At 45.9% G+C, this 19,012-nt stretch carries 13 protein-coding genes, 7 tRNA genes and 1 other RNA gene; 5 read left to right on the forward strand and 16 right to left on the reverse strand.

The genetic code is table 11. From position 1 onward, the window contains the following. Positions 1-54: 54 nt before the first annotated feature. A complete protein-coding gene (locus ABK01_RS02245) occupies positions 55-1,833 on the forward strand; it encodes a P83/100 family protein (protein ID WP_253676106.1) in 1,779 nt (592 codons plus the stop codon). A 125-nt stretch (positions 1,834-1,958) separates the two neighbouring features. Here ABK01_RS02245 and ABK01_RS02250 read toward each other — a convergent pair whose 3' ends face one another. From ABK01_RS02250 to ABK01_RS02310, 13 genes are all read right to left on the reverse strand, one after another. Further along, positions 1,959-2,411: a threonine/serine exporter family protein gene (locus ABK01_RS02250; protein WP_253676107.1), complete on the reverse strand. Its 453-nt coding sequence runs from the start codon at positions 2,409-2,411 to the stop codon at positions 1,959-1,961. Beyond that, positions 2,411-3,217 (reverse strand): threonine/serine exporter family protein, encoded by an 807-nt coding sequence (locus ABK01_RS02255; protein WP_212565897.1) that lies wholly within the window; start codon positions 3,215-3,217, stop codon positions 2,411-2,413. Before ABK01_RS02255 ends, ABK01_RS02250 begins: the two co-directional genes overlap by 1 nt. Positions 3,218-3,514: 297 nt before the next feature. Then, entirely contained in the window at positions 3,515-4,021 is a 507-nt protein-coding gene (locus ABK01_RS02260; protein ID WP_212565898.1) for a Smr/MutS family protein, read from the reverse strand. 76 nt (positions 4,022-4,097) lie between these two features. Beyond that, positions 4,098-6,065, reverse strand: coding sequence for a hypothetical protein (locus ABK01_RS02265; RefSeq protein ID WP_253676108.1), 1,968 nt, complete (start codon positions 6,063-6,065; stop codon positions 4,098-4,100). A 7-nt stretch (positions 6,066-6,072) separates the two neighbouring features. Then, on the reverse strand, positions 6,073-7,239 hold the full coding sequence (gene metK / locus ABK01_RS02270) for a methionine adenosyltransferase (RefSeq protein ID WP_253676109.1): 1,167 nt from the start codon (positions 7,237-7,239) through the stop codon (positions 6,073-6,075). 319 nt (positions 7,240-7,558) lie between these two features. Then, positions 7,559-7,657, reverse strand: an RNA gene (gene ffs, locus ABK01_RS02275) — signal recognition particle sRNA small type. Then, positions 7,658-7,744 (reverse strand) — tRNA-Ser (locus ABK01_RS02280). Positions 7,745-7,836: 92 nt separating this feature from the next. Then, positions 7,837-7,921, reverse strand: a tRNA-Ser gene (locus ABK01_RS02285). Between the two features lie 7 nt (positions 7,922-7,928). Beyond that, positions 7,929-8,003 (reverse strand) — tRNA-Arg (locus ABK01_RS02290). Positions 8,004-8,019: 16 nt separating this feature from the next. Further along, a tRNA-Arg gene (locus tag ABK01_RS02295) sits at positions 8,020-8,094 on the reverse strand. A gap of 16 nt (positions 8,095-8,110) precedes the next feature. Then, positions 8,111-8,185 (reverse strand) — tRNA-Arg (locus ABK01_RS02300). Positions 8,186-8,259: 74 nt separating this feature from the next. Further along, positions 8,260-8,346, reverse strand: a tRNA-Ser gene (locus ABK01_RS02305). Between the two features lie 71 nt (positions 8,347-8,417). Next, positions 8,418-8,502: transfer RNA gene (locus ABK01_RS02310), tRNA-Ser, on the reverse strand. Between the two features lie 245 nt (positions 8,503-8,747). Between ABK01_RS02310 and ABK01_RS02315 the strand changes: the two genes are divergently transcribed. Next, entirely contained in the window at positions 8,748-9,158 is a 411-nt protein-coding gene (locus ABK01_RS02315; RefSeq protein WP_212565901.1) for a single-stranded DNA-binding protein, read from the forward strand. A gap of 72 nt (positions 9,159-9,230) precedes the next feature. On the opposite strand, the gene ABK01_RS02320 is transcribed toward ABK01_RS02315, so the two are convergent. Continuing rightward, the gene (locus tag ABK01_RS02320) at positions 9,231-10,730 is read right to left on the reverse strand and encodes an NAD(P)-dependent malic enzyme (RefSeq protein WP_253676110.1); all 1,500 of its coding nucleotides are present in this window, start codon (positions 10,728-10,730) and stop codon (positions 9,231-9,233) included. Between the two features lie 452 nt (positions 10,731-11,182). After that, positions 11,183-12,376, reverse strand: a complete 1,194-nt coding sequence (locus ABK01_RS02325) for a DEAD/DEAH box helicase (RefSeq protein WP_253676111.1) — start codon at positions 12,374-12,376, stop codon at positions 11,183-11,185. 172 nt (positions 12,377-12,548) lie between these two features. On the opposite strand from ABK01_RS02325, the gene ABK01_RS02330 reads away from it, so the two are divergent. Next, positions 12,549-13,676, forward strand: a complete 1,128-nt coding sequence (locus tag ABK01_RS02330; protein ID WP_212565903.1) for a glycosyltransferase family 4 protein — start codon at positions 12,549-12,551, stop codon at positions 13,674-13,676. A gap of 56 nt (positions 13,677-13,732) precedes the next feature. On the opposite strand, the gene ABK01_RS02335 is transcribed toward ABK01_RS02330, so the two are convergent. Beyond that, the gene (locus tag ABK01_RS02335) at positions 13,733-15,754 is read right to left on the reverse strand and encodes a putative glycoside hydrolase (protein WP_253676112.1); all 2,022 of its coding nucleotides are present in this window, start codon (positions 15,752-15,754) and stop codon (positions 13,733-13,735) included. 81 nt (positions 15,755-15,835) lie between these two features. On the opposite strand from ABK01_RS02335, the gene ABK01_RS02340 reads away from it, so the two are divergent. Beyond that, entirely contained in the window at positions 15,836-16,501 is a 666-nt protein-coding gene (locus ABK01_RS02340) for a CAP domain-containing protein (protein WP_253676113.1), read from the forward strand. A 245-nt stretch (positions 16,502-16,746) separates the two neighbouring features. Further along, on the forward strand, positions 16,747-18,972 hold the full coding sequence (locus ABK01_RS02345; protein ID WP_253676114.1) for a SpoIIE family protein phosphatase: 2,226 nt from the start codon (positions 16,747-16,749) through the stop codon (positions 18,970-18,972). Positions 18,973-19,012: the final 40 nt, after the last annotated feature.

The following is a 19,012-nucleotide window of genomic DNA, read 5'->3' on the forward strand; positions in this document are numbered from 1 at the left end:
CGTCCTAAGGTGTTGGGATTTCTTCGTATCATCTTCATAGAAAGGGGTTGTTCAATGAAAAGAATAGCGCTTGTATGCCTCTGTACATTTGCCTTTATGAGCATGGCTTTTTCGATAGAGGTCGATCAAAATGAACTGAAGCAGGCCGAAAATACGCCGATTGAATTTATCAACTACACAGGGCCTCATGCCGAAATCGATACGCTGCGGGCAATCGCCGAAATCGGAGAATCGCTCGGCGGAGCTGCTCAACGCGGACGCGCCGGCGAGATGAATCGCTACGCCGTTATCCATGCAGTTGATCCGTCGGTGAAAACCGGTCTCGATGCCGATATCATGATTATCGGAAGCGGAGCGAAAGTCGATCATATCAACAACTTACGAGTTATTATCGCCGGTTATTTACGACGCGCTTACGGATATTCCGAAAAAGATGCAAAAACAATTGCTCATTTTGTAACAATTTATAACGCTGTATACCGCGGTGATATGAATATGTTCAAAAGTAAGTATAAAGCGGTTGTTGTCAAGAATTTGACTGCCGATAAAGCCGGTCTTGCACTGCGCTATGATGAATGGCCGGGAAAAACGCAGATTGTTATCCCGCTTTCCGATCAGAAATACAGCGGTACGTTAAGCGCGATCGATACCGGTTCCATTTCCGATAAAAACGTTGTCAATAAAATGCGTGAGCAGGATAGTAAAGATATTGCTACCCGCAAAGACATGATCGATTTGAAAGAACGAGAAAGCAGCGCTGCCCGCGACCGTGCAGATGTCGCACAGAAGAATGCTGCTGCAGCTCGGAAAGACGCTGACGCCAAACGAAATGAAGCTGCGGCCGCACAAAAAGAAGCTGATAAATCAAAAACAGCAGCGGCTCAATCAAAACAGGATGCGGAAAAAGCCCGAAAAGATGCGGAAACGGCAAAGAAAAAAGCTGCTCAATCCGAAAAAGAGGCTACAGCAGCACAGAAGCAGGCTCAAAAGAATCCGAATGACCGTAAAGCTGCTGAAGAAGCCGCAAAAAAACAGCAGGAAGCCGCAAAGAATAAACAAGAAGCAAGCAATAAAGATAAAGCTGCCGCCGAAAAAGCAAATGCAGCCAAAAAAGCTGGTCAGGAAGCAACGGCAAAACAGAAAGAAGCGGACACAAAACAGAAAGCTTCTGATGAAGCCTCAAAGCAAGCCCAAGATAAAGAACGGGAAGCTTCTTCTGAAAAGCAGTTTGCCGATACAAAAGAGCAGGAAGCACAAAGCGATCGGAAGGATGTTGCCGCAGATACTCGGAAAATCATTGAAGAAAAACGAGCTGAACGAAAGGCTCAGGATGAAGCGGCCTTTGCTTCCGCATTACCCGGCACGGTGTTGAAAGTAGTTGACTCCGGCTCGATGCTTTCGGAAGTGGTATTGCTCGACCTTAAAACGGAAAAACCGCTGAAAACCTCGTCGCTCAATACCGTGCGTGGACGTGTTCTTATCGAAGGAGCAGATTCGCTTATCGCGATTGCCGGTTCAAAATCCGGAAATCAGATGATTACACTGATTGGCATTAACCCCCGCACGCTTGAAATGACCAAGCAGGCTACCGTTCCCGTTGCAGAGCAGAGTCTTTTAATACAGGTTGATGGCAGCTACTATGCGGTCATTGAGCAATCGGGGAAGTATTACCTTGCACGCTTCAACGATAATCTCGAAATGCAAGCAAAATCGACGGTAACCGTTCTTCCGTACACGGCAATAAGCGTTACGGAAAAAGGCTTGCTCGTACAAGATACGGCAAACAATATTCGCCTTTTAAAGACAGATAACCTTGCGGAAGCGATAAAGTAAAAAGCTTGTAACCGTCAAAAGCAAAAAGCCGATTAAACACGTACTGCGTTTAATCGGCTTTTTAGTACTGCACTATTTAGACTAGGGCATCTCTCGAACACTCAAGGTTTTTAGAGGTTTTTCTACTATATTTTCTTCTTTATATAGTTTTTGATAGGCCGCCGAATCATGCGAACAACAGAAGTGGAAAGAATGATGCCAACTGCTATCGCGACTGCCATAAAGCACGAATGGACACCCTCCGCAAGCCCCTTGTCCAGATCGCCCCGCACAAAAAAAAGCATTGAGCGGTAAACGCGGAAACCGGGTACTAAAGGGATAATACCGACAACAATAAAAGAGGTTGCAGGAGTTTTTTGAATAACGGCAAAAAGTTCCGCAAGGAGGCCGACCACTATCGCAGAAAGCAAATTTGCAAAAATATAGCTGACTTGCGGGATATCAAGAACTAATAATATTGTCCAACCGATTGCGCCGTTTACCGCAGCAAGCAACAATGTACGCTTTTGGACATTAAAAAGAACGCCAAAACCGAGACAGCTGATAAAGGAGAGTATGGTATGGGCATAAATCGGCATCACAGTCCTCCTAGAATCGAGTAGAGCATTAAAATACTACCGACACCGAACGCAATGGCAATTGCAACAAGAACCGCCTCTCCGATACGTGCGATTCCGGAGAGTAAATCGCCTGAAATAAAGTCTCTAATTCCTGCGGTAAATGCAACGCCGGGAACAAGGGCAAGTGCGGCGCCGACGATGATATTGTCAAGATTATCAACTAATTTAATTTCAAAGGATATAATGGAAATAATTCCCACAAACATACTTGCAACAAAATTACCGGTAAAAACGGTACGGGAACGAGCCATTATTTTATCGCTGATAAAAACGGCAATATATGAGGCAAAAAATGCTGCGACAAAATCTCCGAATTTTCCGCCTACTAATACCGCAAAAAGACCGCATCCGATACCGGCAGCAAAGAGAACAAACCTGTATGGATAACCTTTGTATTGATCTATTTTGCGTAAGCAATCCATTGCTTCGGATATATCAATACGACCTTCCACAAAATTACGGGAAAAATCACTCACTAATGTAATTTTAGCAATATTGTTGCTCCGTTTTTTTATATTTTTTGTATAGAGTACGTTTTCGCCGTCACCGTTTGCAATAAACAGTACGGTGGGCGTAACAAACGGAGTAATATCGTGGATGCCTCCCGCTTCGCTTATCCGCACAATCGTTTCCTCGGCGCGGTACATCTCTGCTCCGTTCCGAATAAGAAGCTCTCCGGCATAGAGCGCTATCTGCATTACTAAAGCATGCCGAGCGAGGGGATTGTCCTTTTCCCTAGCTACAATATCCGACTGGGTATCCATAATAGCTTTTTATTTTAATTCTTTTTCGCTATTATGACAATGGAACTATTTAATATTTTCAGGGCAACCGCATTAAAAATATTTCCAGCGGTTGCCTTCCTTCTGTGCGAAATTTTGCTTAAAATTTCGCACATTTTTTGGGGGCAGACGGGCAACCGCATCAGGTATAGTAGATAAAAACCGCTGAAAAATTGAGACTGTGAGACCATTTGAACCGCGAAGAGGTTCAACTCTGGTTGAACAGTATCAATTTTTTCCGCGGGGTTGTTAAATAAATGCCCTGATGCGTTTATCCTGTTAATACTTTAGTATTACCCACGTCGACCCTGTCCCTCCGTCGCGTCCTTTGGGGTGTCCCGTTTCACCGGCATGGATATTTGTTTCCAAAAACTTTTGTACGAACCGCGCTAATACAGGTCCATTTTGAGAATGATTCCCTTTCCCGTGGATGATGAGAATTTTTTGATACTCTCTGCGAACGGAATCTTCGAAAAAAGTAACCAGTGCACTGTAGGCTTCTTCAAGTGTCATGCCGTGTAAGTCGATTTCTGCTTGCGGGCGCATTGCCCGTAACCGCCGTTTTTCGGCAAGAGTATCAGTCTGAGTACTATCTTCAGAACCATTAGAATCTTTATCATAGACACCGTAGCGCCGCAACCAATAATCCATCGGATTTAAAGTTTGGGTATTTTCAGCCGTATATGCTATGGCTATCGGATTTTTTGCATCGCTTTGCATCCTTTTTTTCCCGTAAGGATGCTGAGTTTGTATTTCCCATTGATTAAGGATCGCTTCAAAGTTCATGGTACCCTCCTCAGAGGAATGAAAGTAAACAGATAAACAATGAAAGGTATAAAACGTTTCATTGATATTTTATTTTTTATAAAGATTCTATATTGACTAAATGAATTCTCCCGCCTTTTATTCCCCATGTTGTATATAGAAAAGAGTCCATTTGCGCAGCAGCCTGCATAAAACCTGCTGCCTTGGTTTTGCGGATGTATCTGCAAAGTACCGGTTCAGCCGCATTCATTAAATGGAACCATGAAAGCTGTATAAAATATTGTTGAAGAGAATCACTGCCTTGCTGGAGGATGTAAGCCATAAATTCGTTTTGAAGCAAGTAGTCATCATCAGTGTTATATTGCAGCGACGGATATATTTCAAAATAACGGCGCAAAAAAAGCACAGCGCGCGGATCTGTCTGCCGGAAAACTTCCGTTACCGTATCACGGAAGCTTTCTTTCGTAAAATAAATACCATGCAGGCATTCGTGGGTAATGAAGCGGTAGCGGAGATAAGCCGGAGATTGGCGGCTTATGGATACGATTGCGCCGCTTCCTGCTTCAATGCCGGTTTCCGTGCGGACAATAATGCCGTTATGGAATAGAATTTTACGTAAATGCAGCTCCGATGTATTTAACGGGAAAGTTTCCTCTTCGGCTTTTTGAAAAAAGGCTGCAAGCGTTTCGGCCCGATAGTCGTGGGCATTAAACCCGTGAAGAGAATGACTCATTTCATCGGAGAGGAGTTTCCCCGTAAAGCCTTTTTTTTCCGCAAAGAACGAGAGTCGTTTAAGATAGGCATCCTGCACTGCATAGTCGATAAAGTCGAAAATCAGTACCGAAGGAAACTGTTCCCATGCAAACAGTTCGTAAGACGGTTGCCGCCATTGTGCCTGCGGCCAATGCAAAATAAGCCCCGGATCGGCTGTGATGGGGGTGAGCAGTGCCGGTGTGTAATATTCGGCGGTAATGCCGCAGACTGTCGGTGTCGTGTCTGCCTCATTATCGGCTTCATCCATATCTGCCTGTCCACTCGTGTCAGGAAGCATATCCGTATTGGATAACCTTTCCGCGCGGGGTTGTTCATCAGTTTGTTCAATGCTAAAAACAGCATCGGGAAAGAGGCAGCCGTCAAGCGTAAGGTGAGATATATTCGGTGCACGGTATACGGATATGCGTTTGCCGCTGCATTGGAACGAAAGGCGCGGTTGTTTTTGTTCCGCCGCGGGTGTAGCCGGTAAGTCCTCGCCAAAATGGATAACGATAGAGTCCCTACCGCCTTTTCCGGCATATCCCGCCTCTATAACGGTATTTTCGGTATGTATAACGGCTGACGGTTTCGGCAACTCCGTGCGCAAGGGGATGCCCGTACCGGTACATAATTCAGTCGGGATATTGTCCCCGTCAGCGGTGGCGCCATACCATAATCCGGTACTGCTTTTCTTTAACCAGCCATACCGAACGGGGACGATTGCCGCGCTTTTCAGTTTCAAAGCCGATTGTGCTGAAACCATAAATCCCCTAATATTCGCTGTTCCTATTGCTGTACCTGCAAAGCCGATGCTGACGGTAAAGGTTCCGTGCGGCAGTATCTGCGCCGTAACGGGATGTTGCGGCATGACGGTTCCTTTCAATTTTCCAGAGGCGGAAAAATCGCTTGCATACAGTAAACCTACGGCAAATTCGGCAGAATCCGGTTGAATAGCGCTTGTGTTTATAGGCGCTGTGCCGCTCAATTTTGCGGCGGGCAGGGGCGGTTCAAACTCCAGCTCAAGCGCATACAAGCCGGAACCGGTTAAACCGAGCATTTCGGGGCTTTTTTCAAAGGCGAAATACATAACATCGGATTTTTCAGGGTTGCGTATTATACCGGTACGGGCATTTTTATTTAACGCCTTGAGCGGTACAACGCGGATAAGCTGCTCGGAAGCAACCGGTGAGGTTGCAGCTTTCTGCATATCCGTCGGCAAGGCAAGCGATACCGACGACAGGGTATCGCTGCAAGCAGTACACATTAAAGAAGTGAAAACAAAAGCAAGAACGCCCCGCAGCAGGATATGCATGTTGTTACTATTTTATAGCAGCTTTTAAAGCGTCAACTTTATCGGTTTTTTCCCAGTTGAATTCAGGGCGGCCGAAGTGTCCGTAGGCGGCAGTCGCTTGATATATGGGTTTGCACAAATCGAGTGTTTTAATGATACCGGCAGGACTGAGGTCGAATACCTGCTGAACGGCTTGTTCGATTGCACCTTCCGACACTTTTGCAGTACCGAATGAATCTACCCGAATCGACACGGGGAACGGTACACCGATAGCGTAAGCGAGCTGCAATTCGCACCGTTCGGCAAGATCGGCTGCGACGATATTCTTTGCGACATAGCGCGCCATATATGCAGCGGAACGGTCTACCTTGGTGGGGTCTTTGCCGGAGAAAGCCCCGCCGCCGTGCCTGCCCATACCGCCATAGGTATCTACGATAATCTTCCGCCCCGTTAAACCGGTGTCGCCAAACGGCCCCCCGATAACGAACCGCCCTGTTGGGTTAATAAAGAATTTGGTTTTTGAGTCCAGTAAACCGGTCGGTTCAAGGACGGGTTTGACGATATTTTCGATAATCGCTTCTTTTAGTGAAGCATAAGAAATTGCAGGGTCGTGCTGATGAGAAATAACGACCGTATCGATACGCACGGGTTTATCGCCTTCATATTCTACCGTTACCTGACTCTTTGCATCGGGACGCAGCCAATCGATCTCTTTTGACTTACGCAGCTGCGAAGCCTTGCGCAGCAGCTTATGCGCATACATGATAGGGGCAGGCATCAATTCCGGCGTTTCTTTACACGCATAGCCGAACATCATCCCCTGATCCCCTGCGCCCATTTGGTTCTGATACTCGCTGAGGCCGGTACCGTTGACCCCCTGCGCAATGTCGGGGGACTGAGCGTGAATCATGCTTAAAACAGCCATAGAATTGCAGTCAAGTCCGAATGCAGAATCGGTATAGCCGATTTCCCGTGCAATATTGCGGGCTGTTTGCTGTATATCAACAAAGGTACTGGTGGTAATTTCTCCACCGATAAGAATGAGCGCGGTTGAAGCAAATGTTTCGCATGCAACATGACTTTTAGGGTCGTCGCGCAAACAGGCATCCAACACTGCATCAGAAATTTGATCACAAAGTTTATCGGGATGGCCTTCTCCGACCGATTCCGAGGTAAATAATTTATGTTCGTTCATTATTACTCCTATCATTAAAAGTGTTATGAAGCAGCCGCTATCATACTGTTATCGGTCTAAATGTACAAGCTACGGGAAGGAAGGTAAACGCATCAGACGCTTGTTTATATCTTCCCGCAAAATCAGGTGGCTGTTCAAGCAGAGTAACGCCAAGGAATTGCCATCCGTGTCAATTCCTTGGCTGCCGGTTTTTTAAAAACCGGTTTCCGTTTAGCACCACTGCCATCCTTGGCAGTTCTGACTGCAATTCAAATGCTTGCCCAACCACCTGATTGTGCGATTTGTATCTACCGAGAGAGGAAACTTAGAGCGGACATAAAAAAACCGGGAGCACTACGGCACAAGAAGAATTAATCTACCGCTGCTTCCTTCCGGATCTGACGGGGTTTGAAAAACCTTCTTTGCATAGGTCCCGGTACGGAGAGAGAGGGATTCGAACCCTCGGTACCCTTTCGGGCACACACGACTTCCAATCGTGTACCTTCGACCACTCGGACATCTCTCCAAAGTGTTGAAAGCACCTGAAAGTATTGAAATTTTCAGGGTGTTTCGGAAAGTGCATAAAGAAGATGCTTGGCTGCGTTGCTCCGTTAAAAACGGAGAGAGGGGGATTCGAACCCCCGGTACCTTGCGGTACAACGGTTTTCGAGACCGCCCGATTCGACCGCTCTCGCATCTCTCCAGTAGCATGAGACTAGGCGGGCTCGAACCGCCGACCTTCAGATCCGCAATCTGACGCTCTAATCCAACTGAGCTATAATCTCAAAAATAAATAACCGATGAGACTAGGCGGGCTCGAACCGCCGACCTTCAGATCCGCAATCTGACGCTCTAATCCAACTGAGCTATAATCTCAAAAATAAATAACCGATGAGACTAGGCGGGCTCGAACCGCCGACCTTCAGATCCGCAATCTGACGCTCTGATCCAACTGAGCTATAATCTCAAATATCCCCGATATGCTTTGTCCATTAATGCATTCTTACCGCTTAATGCACAACAATACCCGGTTTTATCTTACGGAGCAGGGGGGATTCGAACCCCCGGTACCCGGATGGGTACAACTCCTTAGCAGGGAGCCCGATTCGGCCACTCTCGCACCGCTCCAAAGTTATTGCCTGTCTAAGTTATCGGTTTTATATACGCACATATAAAGGAACGTGCCGCCCTTTATTTTACGGAGCAGGGGGGATTCGAACCCCCGGTACCTCGCAGCACAACGGTTTTCAAGACCGCCGCCTTAAACCACTCGGCCACCGCTCCATAATTGGCTTATATATTAGCCTAGAATAACGCCGAATGTCAAGACTATCGCTCAAACCGTATCGATTTTTCTATTTAATAGCCCATAACAGCGCATGTAAAAAAAATTATAAATTTTTTTGCAAAAATACCGTAAATTTCCAGCCATTTTTAAATGAATGCTTTATATAACAGGTACTACAAGATCAAAAGAGACCGGAACCGCGGCGAGCGGGAATTCGGTTCTCTTATTTTAGGAGGCTATTATGCACAATTTGAATTCGTTGATCATTGAGGGAAATGTGGTTCGCGATCCCGTGGTAAAGGCAACGCCTAAAGGGACGCCGCTCTGTGTATTCTCTATCGCTTCGAACCGCTTTTTTAAGCAGGAAGATCAAACAACACAGGAAACTTCGTTTTTTGATGTTGAAACATGGGCACGCTTAGCGGAACTCTGCGGGGAGAATTGCACAAAAGGCCGCGGAGTGCGGGTTGTCGGACGTTTAAAGCAAGACCGCTGGGTAGGTACCGATGGCAAACACTACAGCAAGATTAAAGTAGTAGCCGAGCACATCGAGTTTAAGCCCTTGTTTAAAAACGGGAAACAGCCTGCCGATGCATTAGACGATATGCGTGAGGAGACCGTCCCTGAAAAAGAGGCTGTACCTGCCTTTTAAAAAAAATGCCGGTGGCTCCATATTTAGAACCACCGGCAGATAGTATGTGGCTAACACAAAGTCCCAAAAGTATTATTTGCTACGCTGATTTTTAATTTGTTCAATCGCGTAGTCCATCGCTTGATTAAAGAAATCTTGCGGCGGTTCTTTGATAAATCCGCTATCCATCAGCTGCTGTGTCAGCGCCCTGCTTTCTGCAATTTCAGCCTTAGCCTGCTTAAACGCTTCATCCCATGTAATGGTGATACGGGCAAGACCTTCTTTTATCGCCTGCATTGCGACATCGGCCGCTTCGACGGCAAAGACATCTTCATCATCCATCTTTACGACGATGTTTTCGGGATCAATGCCTTTTTTCTCCGAATAGTCGGCAATGGAGTGCGCACAGCGGATAGCCATACCGTCGGAAATCTTCCGTGCACGAACCAACAACGCACCTTTCAAAATTCCGGGGAAGCAGACGGAGTTATTGATCTGATTCGGGAAGTCTCCACGTCCGGTACCGGTAATAAAGGCGCCGGCAGCTTTGGCATCGTGCGGCCAAATTTCGGGGACGGGATTGGCGCAGGTGAAAACGATGGGTTTATCGCCCATAGAGGCAATTTGCTCTTTGGTTACCGTGTTCGGTCCCGGTTTGGACAGAGCGATCAGCACGTCGGCGCCTTTTAGCGCTTCGTTAAAGTCATTTATCCGCTTGGGGTTTGTCGCTTGGCACAACTCCCACTTACGGTAATAGCGTGTGTCGGCTTTGATATCCTCGCGACCTGCATGGAGCGCACCCTTTGAGTCGCAAATAATCATCTTTGCAGGATCTCCGCCATCCTGAAGGATGAGGCGTGCAATCGTCGTGTTGGAAGCGCCTGCACCGAGAAGTACAATGCGGCAGTCTCCAATTTTTTTACCGGCAAGTTTCAGCGCATTGAGTAAACCGGCAAGCGTAATACAGGCCGTTCCTTGAGCGTCGTCGTGCCAAACAGGAATGTCGCATTCTTCCCGCAGCGTATCCAGAACTTTAAAGCAATCCGGCTGCTGAATATCTTCCAGATTAACTGCGCCGACGCTTGGTTCCAGCATTTTCACAAAATCGATAATCTTATCGGGGCAATGTTTACCGGCGGGGAAGTTGTATTTCTTTTCTTCATTCGGCTTGACGTAGGAATCGATACAGATGGGATAGGCGTCCACACCGCCTAAGTACTTCATCAGCATGCATTTTCCTTCCATAACACCAAGTCCGCCGGAAGGAGAACAATCCCCGTCGCCCAGTACGCGGGTGGAATCACTGACAACCGCTACAAGATTCCCTCGATTGGAAAGCATAAAGGAGCTGTCGTGATTATCGCGGATACCGGTAGAAACGGCGGATACGCCCGGCGTATACCAAACGTTAAACCAGTTAAATCCGTAAATCCCGCATTTTGGGACGGTTTGCAGTTTTCCGCCATAAAATTCGTGTGTTAACAGTGAAAGTTTTTTTAAAAACAGCGTTTTCGCCGCCGCTTTTTCATTTTCCGTAAAGTCGGAAGGGAAGTGTTCCGTAATAGACTGTAAATCTTTATTGATAGTTTTCATACGATAAGTGTAGCACGGTTATACTGTCCCTGCAAGCTATCCTTTTGAAATATACGACGCATCTGCGTTGTCGCTTAACAAAAAACAGTCCTCGACGTACAACAAGTACGCCTGCGGGTGTTTTTTGTACGCTCCTAGCATCTGCATCATCTATTTCAAAAGGCTTACGGAAAGGATGAACAGTAAATGCCGCTACTGCAATAAATGCTCGACGTACAACAAGTACGCCTCCGCTTTATTTTTGTTCGCGCCTTGTATCCGGTATCACTATTTTCAAAAGGCTTACGGTGAAAGACTTTTCAGAACGGACAGGGATGTCCGTGAAATTGAGCAGCAGCGAGTTTGCCCCGCAAACTCGACGTTGAACAGTGTACACGGAAGTACACTGGTCAACAGGCTATTTTCAAAAGGCTTACGGAGGGGGCAAATCCTCGACGTATCAAAAACTTGATTTACATAGTTTCCGTAGCAGCTTCGATTTTTCCACCGGTGAGGATTTTTGGATACACTGTTATGCCCAGTTTCTTCTCGATGCCTTGCAAAAGGCGCAGCTCGTATTCGTCTCCGATGACGATGTTGATACCTTTTCTCCCAGCCCTTCCGGTACGCCCCGCGCGGTGTATAAAGACATCGGCATCCTTTGAAAGCTGCATCTGTACGATGTAATCAATGTCGGCAATATCGAGTCCTCGGGCGGACAAATCGCTGGTAATCAATATCCGCGTTTTACCCGATCTGAACCGAGCGATAATTTGTTTTCGCTCGGAACCGTTCAGTTTACCGTATAGCGGCACGGCATCGATCTTTTTATATTGCAGCTTTTGTGCAAGGTTTTCAACTTCTTGTGCAGGCGCCGTAAAAATGAGCATTTTTTTGGGGGAATCCACTGTTGCAGTGTTCAAAGCATGAATTAACGCACGTAAGGTATCGGCTTTGCCGCGCCGCTCGCTCAAAAGAGCCCAATGCTCGATGGACTTTTGCAGTACACCCGTATTTGCAATCGAAATATGATCCGGTAATGTAGCGGTTTCTGAACGCCGCAAAAAAACGTTGAGTAATGCACTATTTTTTCTGTTAAAAGTTGCCGAACACGCAAGCGCCTGCACATCTTGCGGCAGCGCTGCAAGAACGGTTTGCAGCGCATCTCTGCTTTCCCTCGTAAGCTGCCGGTCTGCTTCGTCAATCACTACAGCTTTTATTTCTTGCAGCTTGAGCTTCTTTAGTCCGATCAAATCGGAAATACGCGCCGGTGTTCCGATGATTACGGCAGGTTTTTCTTTTAATCCGTCTATTTGCCGTTTTAGCGAGCTGCCGCCGACACAGAGCAGCGTCTTAAAACATTTAGTATCAACTCCTTGTAATTGTGCAGCCGCTTCTTTAATTTGAGATGCAAGCTCTACCGTCGGACTTAAAATAAGAATACGCGGAGCGGTTGACTTTTTCTCTTCCTGCATCAGCCGAGTTAAAAGCGGCAGCAAAAAGGCAAAGGTTTTACCCGTGCCGGTTTCGGATTCAAAAAAGACGCTTTTGCCTTCTAAGGCAAGCGGTATTACTTTTTCTTGTATAGGGGTCAAGTGTATAATCCCTCCGGCGGCAAGTGTTTCAACAAAAGGTTTGTACAGCGGCAAATCCAAAAAGTCAGTCATTCGGCAAGGATAGCATATTGTTACGGTAAATGCTATAATCGTGAGTGTATCCGCCAGAGCAGTCTCACCGGATGTTTTATATAACCCCGCAGAATAATCGAGGCTGCGATTTTGATTTATTTATCCGGTGAGACTGCTCTGAGATGCTTAAAAATAAAAAAAGAGGCTTATTTTGAAAATAGGGATTGATACGCTCGGATGCGATCATGGCAGATCGGGGATCGGGGCATACATTCTTTCATTAGTACATAACTTGCCAAAAACCGAGCACAGTATTCAGCTTTTTGGGCACGAATTGGATAAATATACCTATACGTCGGGTGTTGAAGGGGTCAAATACACCTGCGTCTCCGTCGGGGATTCTGCTTTTGCCGAGCAGACATGGCATCATCTCTCTTTTAATAGCTTTGCTCGTAAGCAGCAATATGACATTGTTTTATTCCCGTCGGGCACAAAGCTTTTACCTATGCGTTTTGAGGTTCCTGCGGTACTGGTTATGCAGAATATACTTGGGGATAACTCCCAAGGGTATTTAAAAAACATATCATCACTTGTATCAAAATTAACGCTCAGAGCTATCAAAGGTATCATCAGCCCCAGTAATTATATCAAGAATAATCTGCTTAAAAACGGTCTTACGGAAGATAAAATTAGGGTTATCCACAACGGAATCGACACCGAGCTGTTTCATCCGCATAACCTGCAAGCGCAGGAAGCGCTGATGATTAAGCCTTTTGCTATTCGGCGTCCATACATTATTTATGCCTCGCGGATTATTCATCCTGAAAAACGGCATATCGAGTTGATAAATGCTTTTTCTATCTTTAAGCAAAAAACAAAGGCGCCGCATCGGCTGGTAATTGCCGGAGCGGACGGTGAACAGGCGGAACAGGTGCATCAGGCTGTTCTTCGCTCTCCCTTTGCATCGGACATCTTGCTTACCGGATATTTCCCGCACGAAAATCTTCCGCTCCTCTATTCTGCAGCGGATCTTTGTGTGTTTCCGTCGCCCGTCGAAGGAGTCGGCTTGCCGGTAATCGAAGCGATGGCTTGCGGTATTCCGACCGCCTGCGTCCGTGCAGGTGCACTACCGGAAATTGCAGGCGACTGCACCTGCTATTTTGAACCCGATAAGCCGGAAGAGATTGCCTCAGTCATCGGCAGCCTTATCAACGATACCGCCGGTGCAAATAAAGAGCGGCGGCAAAAACTGATTGATGCAGGAATAGAATGGGTAAAGCAATACAGCTGGAAAAAAACGGCGGAAGAAACGCTTGCCTATTTGGAGACTATTAGATAATTGATGATAATTAGGGTAAATGCATCAGGCTGTTTTTTTTAAACCCCGCGGAAACTTTATTTCGGCAGGGGTAGACCGTCGGGGCGGATGTCGGCGTAACGGCCGGAATTATTCCAATAGGCATAGCCCTCATCAATGGAATCCTTGATGCCGATAATCTGCCGCTGCACATAATCTTCATTATAATACTTTTTATCGTAGGACACGGGGATATAAAACGCCTGTGTCCACGGCCGGATAATCACCTTATTGTGCGCAATAATCTTATTCCGGTAGGATCCTTGCTGATAAATGCGGTACGGGCGTTCCTCTGCCGGTTTTTGCGCAAGGAAGCTTTGCCGGAAATGGCTGGGATAAAACATCGGGCATATCACATCAACGTAGTCGGCAAGCACTTCTACCTCCTGCCCCGTGCGCGCTCCGGTGCGGTACCATCCGTTCGCCCCGTAAATATCGATTGAAATCGGCGCGTGGATTTTTTCCCGAGCGTAGGCAAGAAAGGACATGATGGCGCTTTCCTTATCCATTCCATGCTCCTGCGCAGGGTATCGCGCCGCATAGAGATTTTCCCCATCGGTGGGAAAGCGGATATAGTCGAATTGAACTTCGTCAAAACCTCTCCGGATCAGTTCTTGGGCAATTGCCGTATTATACTTCCACACGTTTTCGTTATAGGGGTCTACCCAATATTCTTCAATCGGCTCTGCCGTTTCGTCAACGGTTTTGTACCCCTGCCACGGTTTACCGTTTTTATCCTTTACCGCATACAAATTCTTCCGGTATCGATACAGCTGTTTATCTTTGAACACAACGATGCGGGCAACGAGGTAGATGTTACGTTCTTTCGCCTTTGCGGTAAAATCTTCAAGCTGAATAAAGGGACGTACCGCTCCCACTGCCTGTATTTCTTCATCCTGTGAGTCGTAGCGGACAAAGCCGAAATCGTCTTTCATATCGATAACGAGCGTATCAAGCTTATTTTGTTCAAGCAAGTCAAAGTAGCGCTGCAAACCGGCGGCTGTCTTTGCCTGATGCGCCGGTAGATATACGCCTTTCCGTCCCGTAGCGCGGCGGAGATATTCCGTTTTCCGTGTTTTTTCTCCTTCATCGAACAGCCACAATTCCGAAAGACTGACCGCTTTGCCGAGCCGCGTCATCCGTTGCGGTATCCATGCCGAAAGCGGGTTTGCAGCGATACGTTTAAGGCTCAGTTCTATTCCTTTCAGTCGGTTGGGAGCGGGCGCCGGCAGTACGAGCGGTATTTCAAACAAACCGCCGTTTTTACAGCCGATGATAGATACCGCAGCAGGGCTGAGTCCGTCGATACAGCGTACACCTGCAATGCTGTCCGTCCATTCCGCGACGGCATAGAAGCGTTTTGCCGTCCAATCGAGCTGGTACAATTTGCCGGTAAACGTTTGCGCGGCGTATATCTCTTGTTTTTGCTGGCGGGTATACACGACAATATCGGAAATTTCTTCATCGCTTTCCGGCCCGGGGATAAGCCCCTCGCTCAAAGGCTGCCATTTGTCGGAAACGGACGGCTGTTTCCATGCCACCCCGTAGATGGAGTGCGAGGCAAGGACGGTTAGCTGCAAATTTCCCTGCGCATCCGGCAAATCGAGTACGCAGACGGCTTTTAATCCGTTGACCGGTGTATGACAGCCGAGGTTGCGCCAATGTCGTCCGCCGTCTTCGCTTAAAAATACGGTGCTGTTTGTTGCGGTAATAAGGGTATCGGGGCGGGACGGATGCGCTTCCAAATCTTTTAGCATCTGAGGCTTTTTAATAAAGGATTTTTCCCCATCGGTTATCTTTTTTATCACTTTTATCGGAAGGCCGTTGTTGATATAGTCAAACCGTATTAAATCATTTGAGCGTGCAATACCGTTATCGGTAAGGAAAAACCATGTCTTCCCGTTTCTGATAATTTTACGCACCGCAGCCGTATCCCAAATCTTTTGTGCGGAAACCGATGTAAGCTTATATAATCCGTCCTGCGTACCTGCCAAAAGGAAATCCTGCGCATGAACCGACATCGCAGTAACAAAGGCAAAAACAATCAACAGCCGTTTCATAGGGGGCAATTATAACCTATATGATAACTGGGGTCTATGGAAATCTTGCTTATTTACTGTAAATTGAATACAGTATAATATATGGAAAAGAGACTATTTGTTTTACTGATGGCATTTGTGCTGTTTTTGTTTTCTTGTACTACCGGCAATAATATGATGGCGCCGGATACGCCGTTAAGTGACACGAGATACCTTGCGGAAGAAGTCGTAAAGGAACTTAACTTTGTGCGGACAAATCCTAAGCGGTATGCGGCGGAAATACTGGAGCCGCGGCTCAAATACTTCGATGGAAATATGTATTCCGAGCCGGGAAAAGTCCGGCTGCTCACCCAAGAAGGTATTGCGCCGGTACAGGAATGTATACGTGTATTAAAGACTACGGCTGCTGTTGAACCTTTAACCTTGGAAACGGGACTGTGCCGTTCGGCACAATGGCTTGCGGATGATCAGGCGCGTACCGGAGAGATGGGGCATACGGGGAGCGATGGTTCCGACCTTGCTACCCGCATCAACCGCTATGGTACATGGGGTGTGCTTTGCGGCGAAAACTGCGCTTACGGCAGCGTTACGGCACGGGAAATCGTTGTTCAGCTTTTGATCGATGACGGAGTTCCGAGTAGGGGACACCGAATCAACATCCTAAAACAGGAGTTTAAGAAGGTCGGTATCGGCTTTAACGAGACCGGAAATGCACCGTATGGCGCCGTTACCGTAATGGATTTTGCGGGCAGTTATATTTCACAATAAATTTTTAGAGATGCCCGACGAGTTTTACTTTAAGTCTTTATATTGTAATGACTTAAAGCAAAACATCGCAAGTAAATCTAAGGAAAACCTCTAAAAAACTGAGGTTTTTAGAGGTTCCCTCTAGAAATACTAAAAGTTTTTTTGTTAAAATTTTACTTATTTTTTATGAATACCCTCTTTTTTTTGTGGGATATTTACGATATAATATTCTCTATTCAAAATCAAGCATTTTACCGGGAGTGAGCATGGACGCAAGCAAAGAGGCAGTTGACAACACAAAAAAATATAAACCGACAGTACATTTATGGAGTAGTGTCCGTATAAAGTTCGTAGTTATTATTGTTATTATTTTGCTTGTCGTTATTTCAAGTGTTGCCACATCTCTTGCAATTACCATTATTCGCCCATATAAAGATTTACTTTCGAACAGTCTCTTGTTGCAAACAAAAATATTGCTCGATAACCTTGAATTACGGGTTCAAACTTATTTTTCGGATCCCAATCAGGAAGATTTTGATCTTTTGTTATTGAATCGCGTTACTTTTCCCGAAGCAAAATATGTCGTTGTTACAGGCAGGAGCAATCTTCCCGGGCAGACAGGGCTTAATTATGTCCTCGCGACCGACTATCAGGATATCACTAAAATGATTAATACTCATCGGTATATTCCCGGAGAATCTCAGTTTTATCCTGAAGGAATCGAAGAAATCTTACAAAAGCTGACGCATATCAATAACGAGGCCTCAATAATCGTTCAGCAGTACACCGACTCGCTTCAACTACTCACGAATGAGATGGCCGAACTGAATATACATCGTGATCCATATATGCTTAAACGCCAAACTGAAATTCAGGCAAATATCAGACATCTGGAAGCAAAGCTGCAAGCCAATCTTTCGGCACTGGCCGATCAAGGTTTTGGTTCATATCCTGACTATTCAATGCAGAATCTTTCAAAAAAACGAACCGAGTATTTATTTTACGAACCTATTATCTATTATAATCCTGCAAATCCGCAAGAGAGCGTGCAGGGTATCGTATTTGTTGATGTTTCGGTAGAAAATCTATTGAAAAAAATAAACGAACAGCAAAACCGATTGATTCGCCTTATTGTCAAAATCTCATTGGTTGTGTTGATTGCAGGTATCTTTACCGCATGGATCCTTAGCTCATTATTTGTACGTCCGCTCGGGCTTTTGGCAGCGCATGTTGCATTAATTCGCGATACCGAAGATAAAGAGAAATTGGCCGGTAAGTCAGTTCAAGTTACTTCACGAGACGAATTTGGAATGCTGGGAACAACAATTAACGATATGACTGAAAGATTGGCCGCTGCTGCTGCTATTTCTAAAGATTTAAAGGTTGGGAAAGAAATACAAAAGATGTTTATCCCGCTGGATCTCAGTTCCTCCGGCAGAAAGCTGACAACGGGTAGCCATCGCGACCTCTATTCCGAGTTTTTCGGGTACTATGAAGGTGCGCACGGTGTTTCGGGTGATTATTTTGATTATCGGAAATTGGATGCTTTCCACTATGCTGTTATAAAGTGCGATGTTGCAGGGAAGGGGGTTCCTGCTGCCCTTATTATGGTAGAAGTTGCGACTTTGTTTCAAAATTATTTTCAAAATTGGAACTATAAACGCGATGGTTATAACCTCAGCAATATCGTTATGCGGATTAATGACGTTATCGAATCGCACGGATTTGTAGGGCGTTTTGCTGCATTTACCCTTTGTATCATCAATATGCGTGTCGGCGATGCCTATTTCTGTAATGCAGGCGATAATATTGTTCATATTTACGATAAACAGGCACGGCGTTTGAAAAGCTATACATTGCGTTCAGGCTCAGCAGCCGGAGCCTTTTCTTCAGAGATGATAAATCTTAATGGCGGATACCCTGTTGAAAAAATACACTTGAATTGTGGAGATATACTGTTCCTTTATACTGACGGTATTGAAGAATCGAAACGAAAGCTTCGTGTGCCGATTTTGAAGGCGAAGGATGGTTCCGATCCTATACTGTTGGAGGATAATGGAGATAACAGCCATCTGCTGGGTACCGACAGTGAAACATTGGGAAAAGATAGAGTCGAAGAGATTATTGAGGCTGTTTTTGCACGGAAAAAATTTACGCTCAAAAAACGGCAGAGTGATTTTATCTACGAACAGATGGATTTTGATTTTTCTTCGTGTAATGGAACGATTGAAGATGCAGTCCTTGCGCTTATTTCAGTTGAGAAAGTCTTTAGAATGTATAAAGACAGTTCCGCGCAATCCTTTGATTGTGTTCAGGTGGATAAAAAAATCGATGCGTTCTTGAGTAAGTGCTTCATGCAATATGATATTTACTGTTCCGACAAGGCGCCTCGTCCTATTTACGATGAATATGTTTACTACCAACAAATAAAGGAAGATATTCAATACGATGATTTAACCATCCTCGGCATTGCACGGCGCGTACCGGTGTAAATAATTTGTTTTGATACGCTTGACATTTTTCCGATTGTGG

This window comes from Treponema sp. OMZ 305, assembly GCF_024181325.1.
GTDB lineage: Bacteria > Spirochaetota > Spirochaetia > Treponematales > Treponemataceae > Treponema.

Bases quoted from the DNA above. Each gene is read 5' to 3' on its own strand.
- ABK01_RS02320 (WP_253676110.1), bottom strand. From the start codon at position 10,730: ATGAAAACTATCAATAAAGATTTACAGTCTATTACGGAACACTTCCCT.
- ABK01_RS02335 (WP_253676112.1), bottom strand. From the start codon at position 15,754: ATGAAACGGCTGTTGATTGTTTTTGCCTTTGTTACTGCGATGTCGGTT.
- ABK01_RS02325 (WP_253676111.1), bottom strand. From the start codon at position 12,376: ATGACTGACTTTTTGGATTTGCCGCTGTACAAACCTTTTGTTGAAACA.
- ABK01_RS02340 (WP_253676113.1), top strand. From the start codon at position 15,836: ATGGAAAAGAGACTATTTGTTTTACTGATGGCATTTGTGCTGTTTTTG.
- ABK01_RS02255 (WP_212565897.1), bottom strand. From the start codon at position 3,217: ATGGATACCCAGTCGGATATTGTAGCTAGGGAAAAGGACAATCCCCTC.
- ABK01_RS02315 (WP_212565901.1), top strand. From the start codon at position 8,748: ATGCACAATTTGAATTCGTTGATCATTGAGGGAAATGTGGTTCGCGAT.
- ABK01_RS02260 (WP_212565898.1), bottom strand. From the start codon at position 4,021: ATGAACTTTGAAGCGATCCTTAATCAATGGGAAATACAAACTCAGCAT.
- ABK01_RS02265 (WP_253676108.1), bottom strand. From the start codon at position 6,065: ATGCATATCCTGCTGCGGGGCGTTCTTGCTTTTGTTTTCACTTCTTTA.
- ABK01_RS02245 (WP_253676106.1), top strand. From the start codon at position 55: ATGAAAAGAATAGCGCTTGTATGCCTCTGTACATTTGCCTTTATGAGC.
- ABK01_RS02250 (WP_253676107.1), bottom strand. From the start codon at position 2,411: ATGCCGATTTATGCCCATACCATACTCTCCTTTATCAGCTGTCTCGGT.
- metK (WP_253676109.1), bottom strand. From the start codon at position 7,239: ATGAACGAACATAAATTATTTACCTCGGAATCGGTCGGAGAAGGCCAT.
- ABK01_RS02345 (WP_253676114.1), top strand. From the start codon at position 16,747: ATGGACGCAAGCAAAGAGGCAGTTGACAACACAAAAAAATATAAACCG.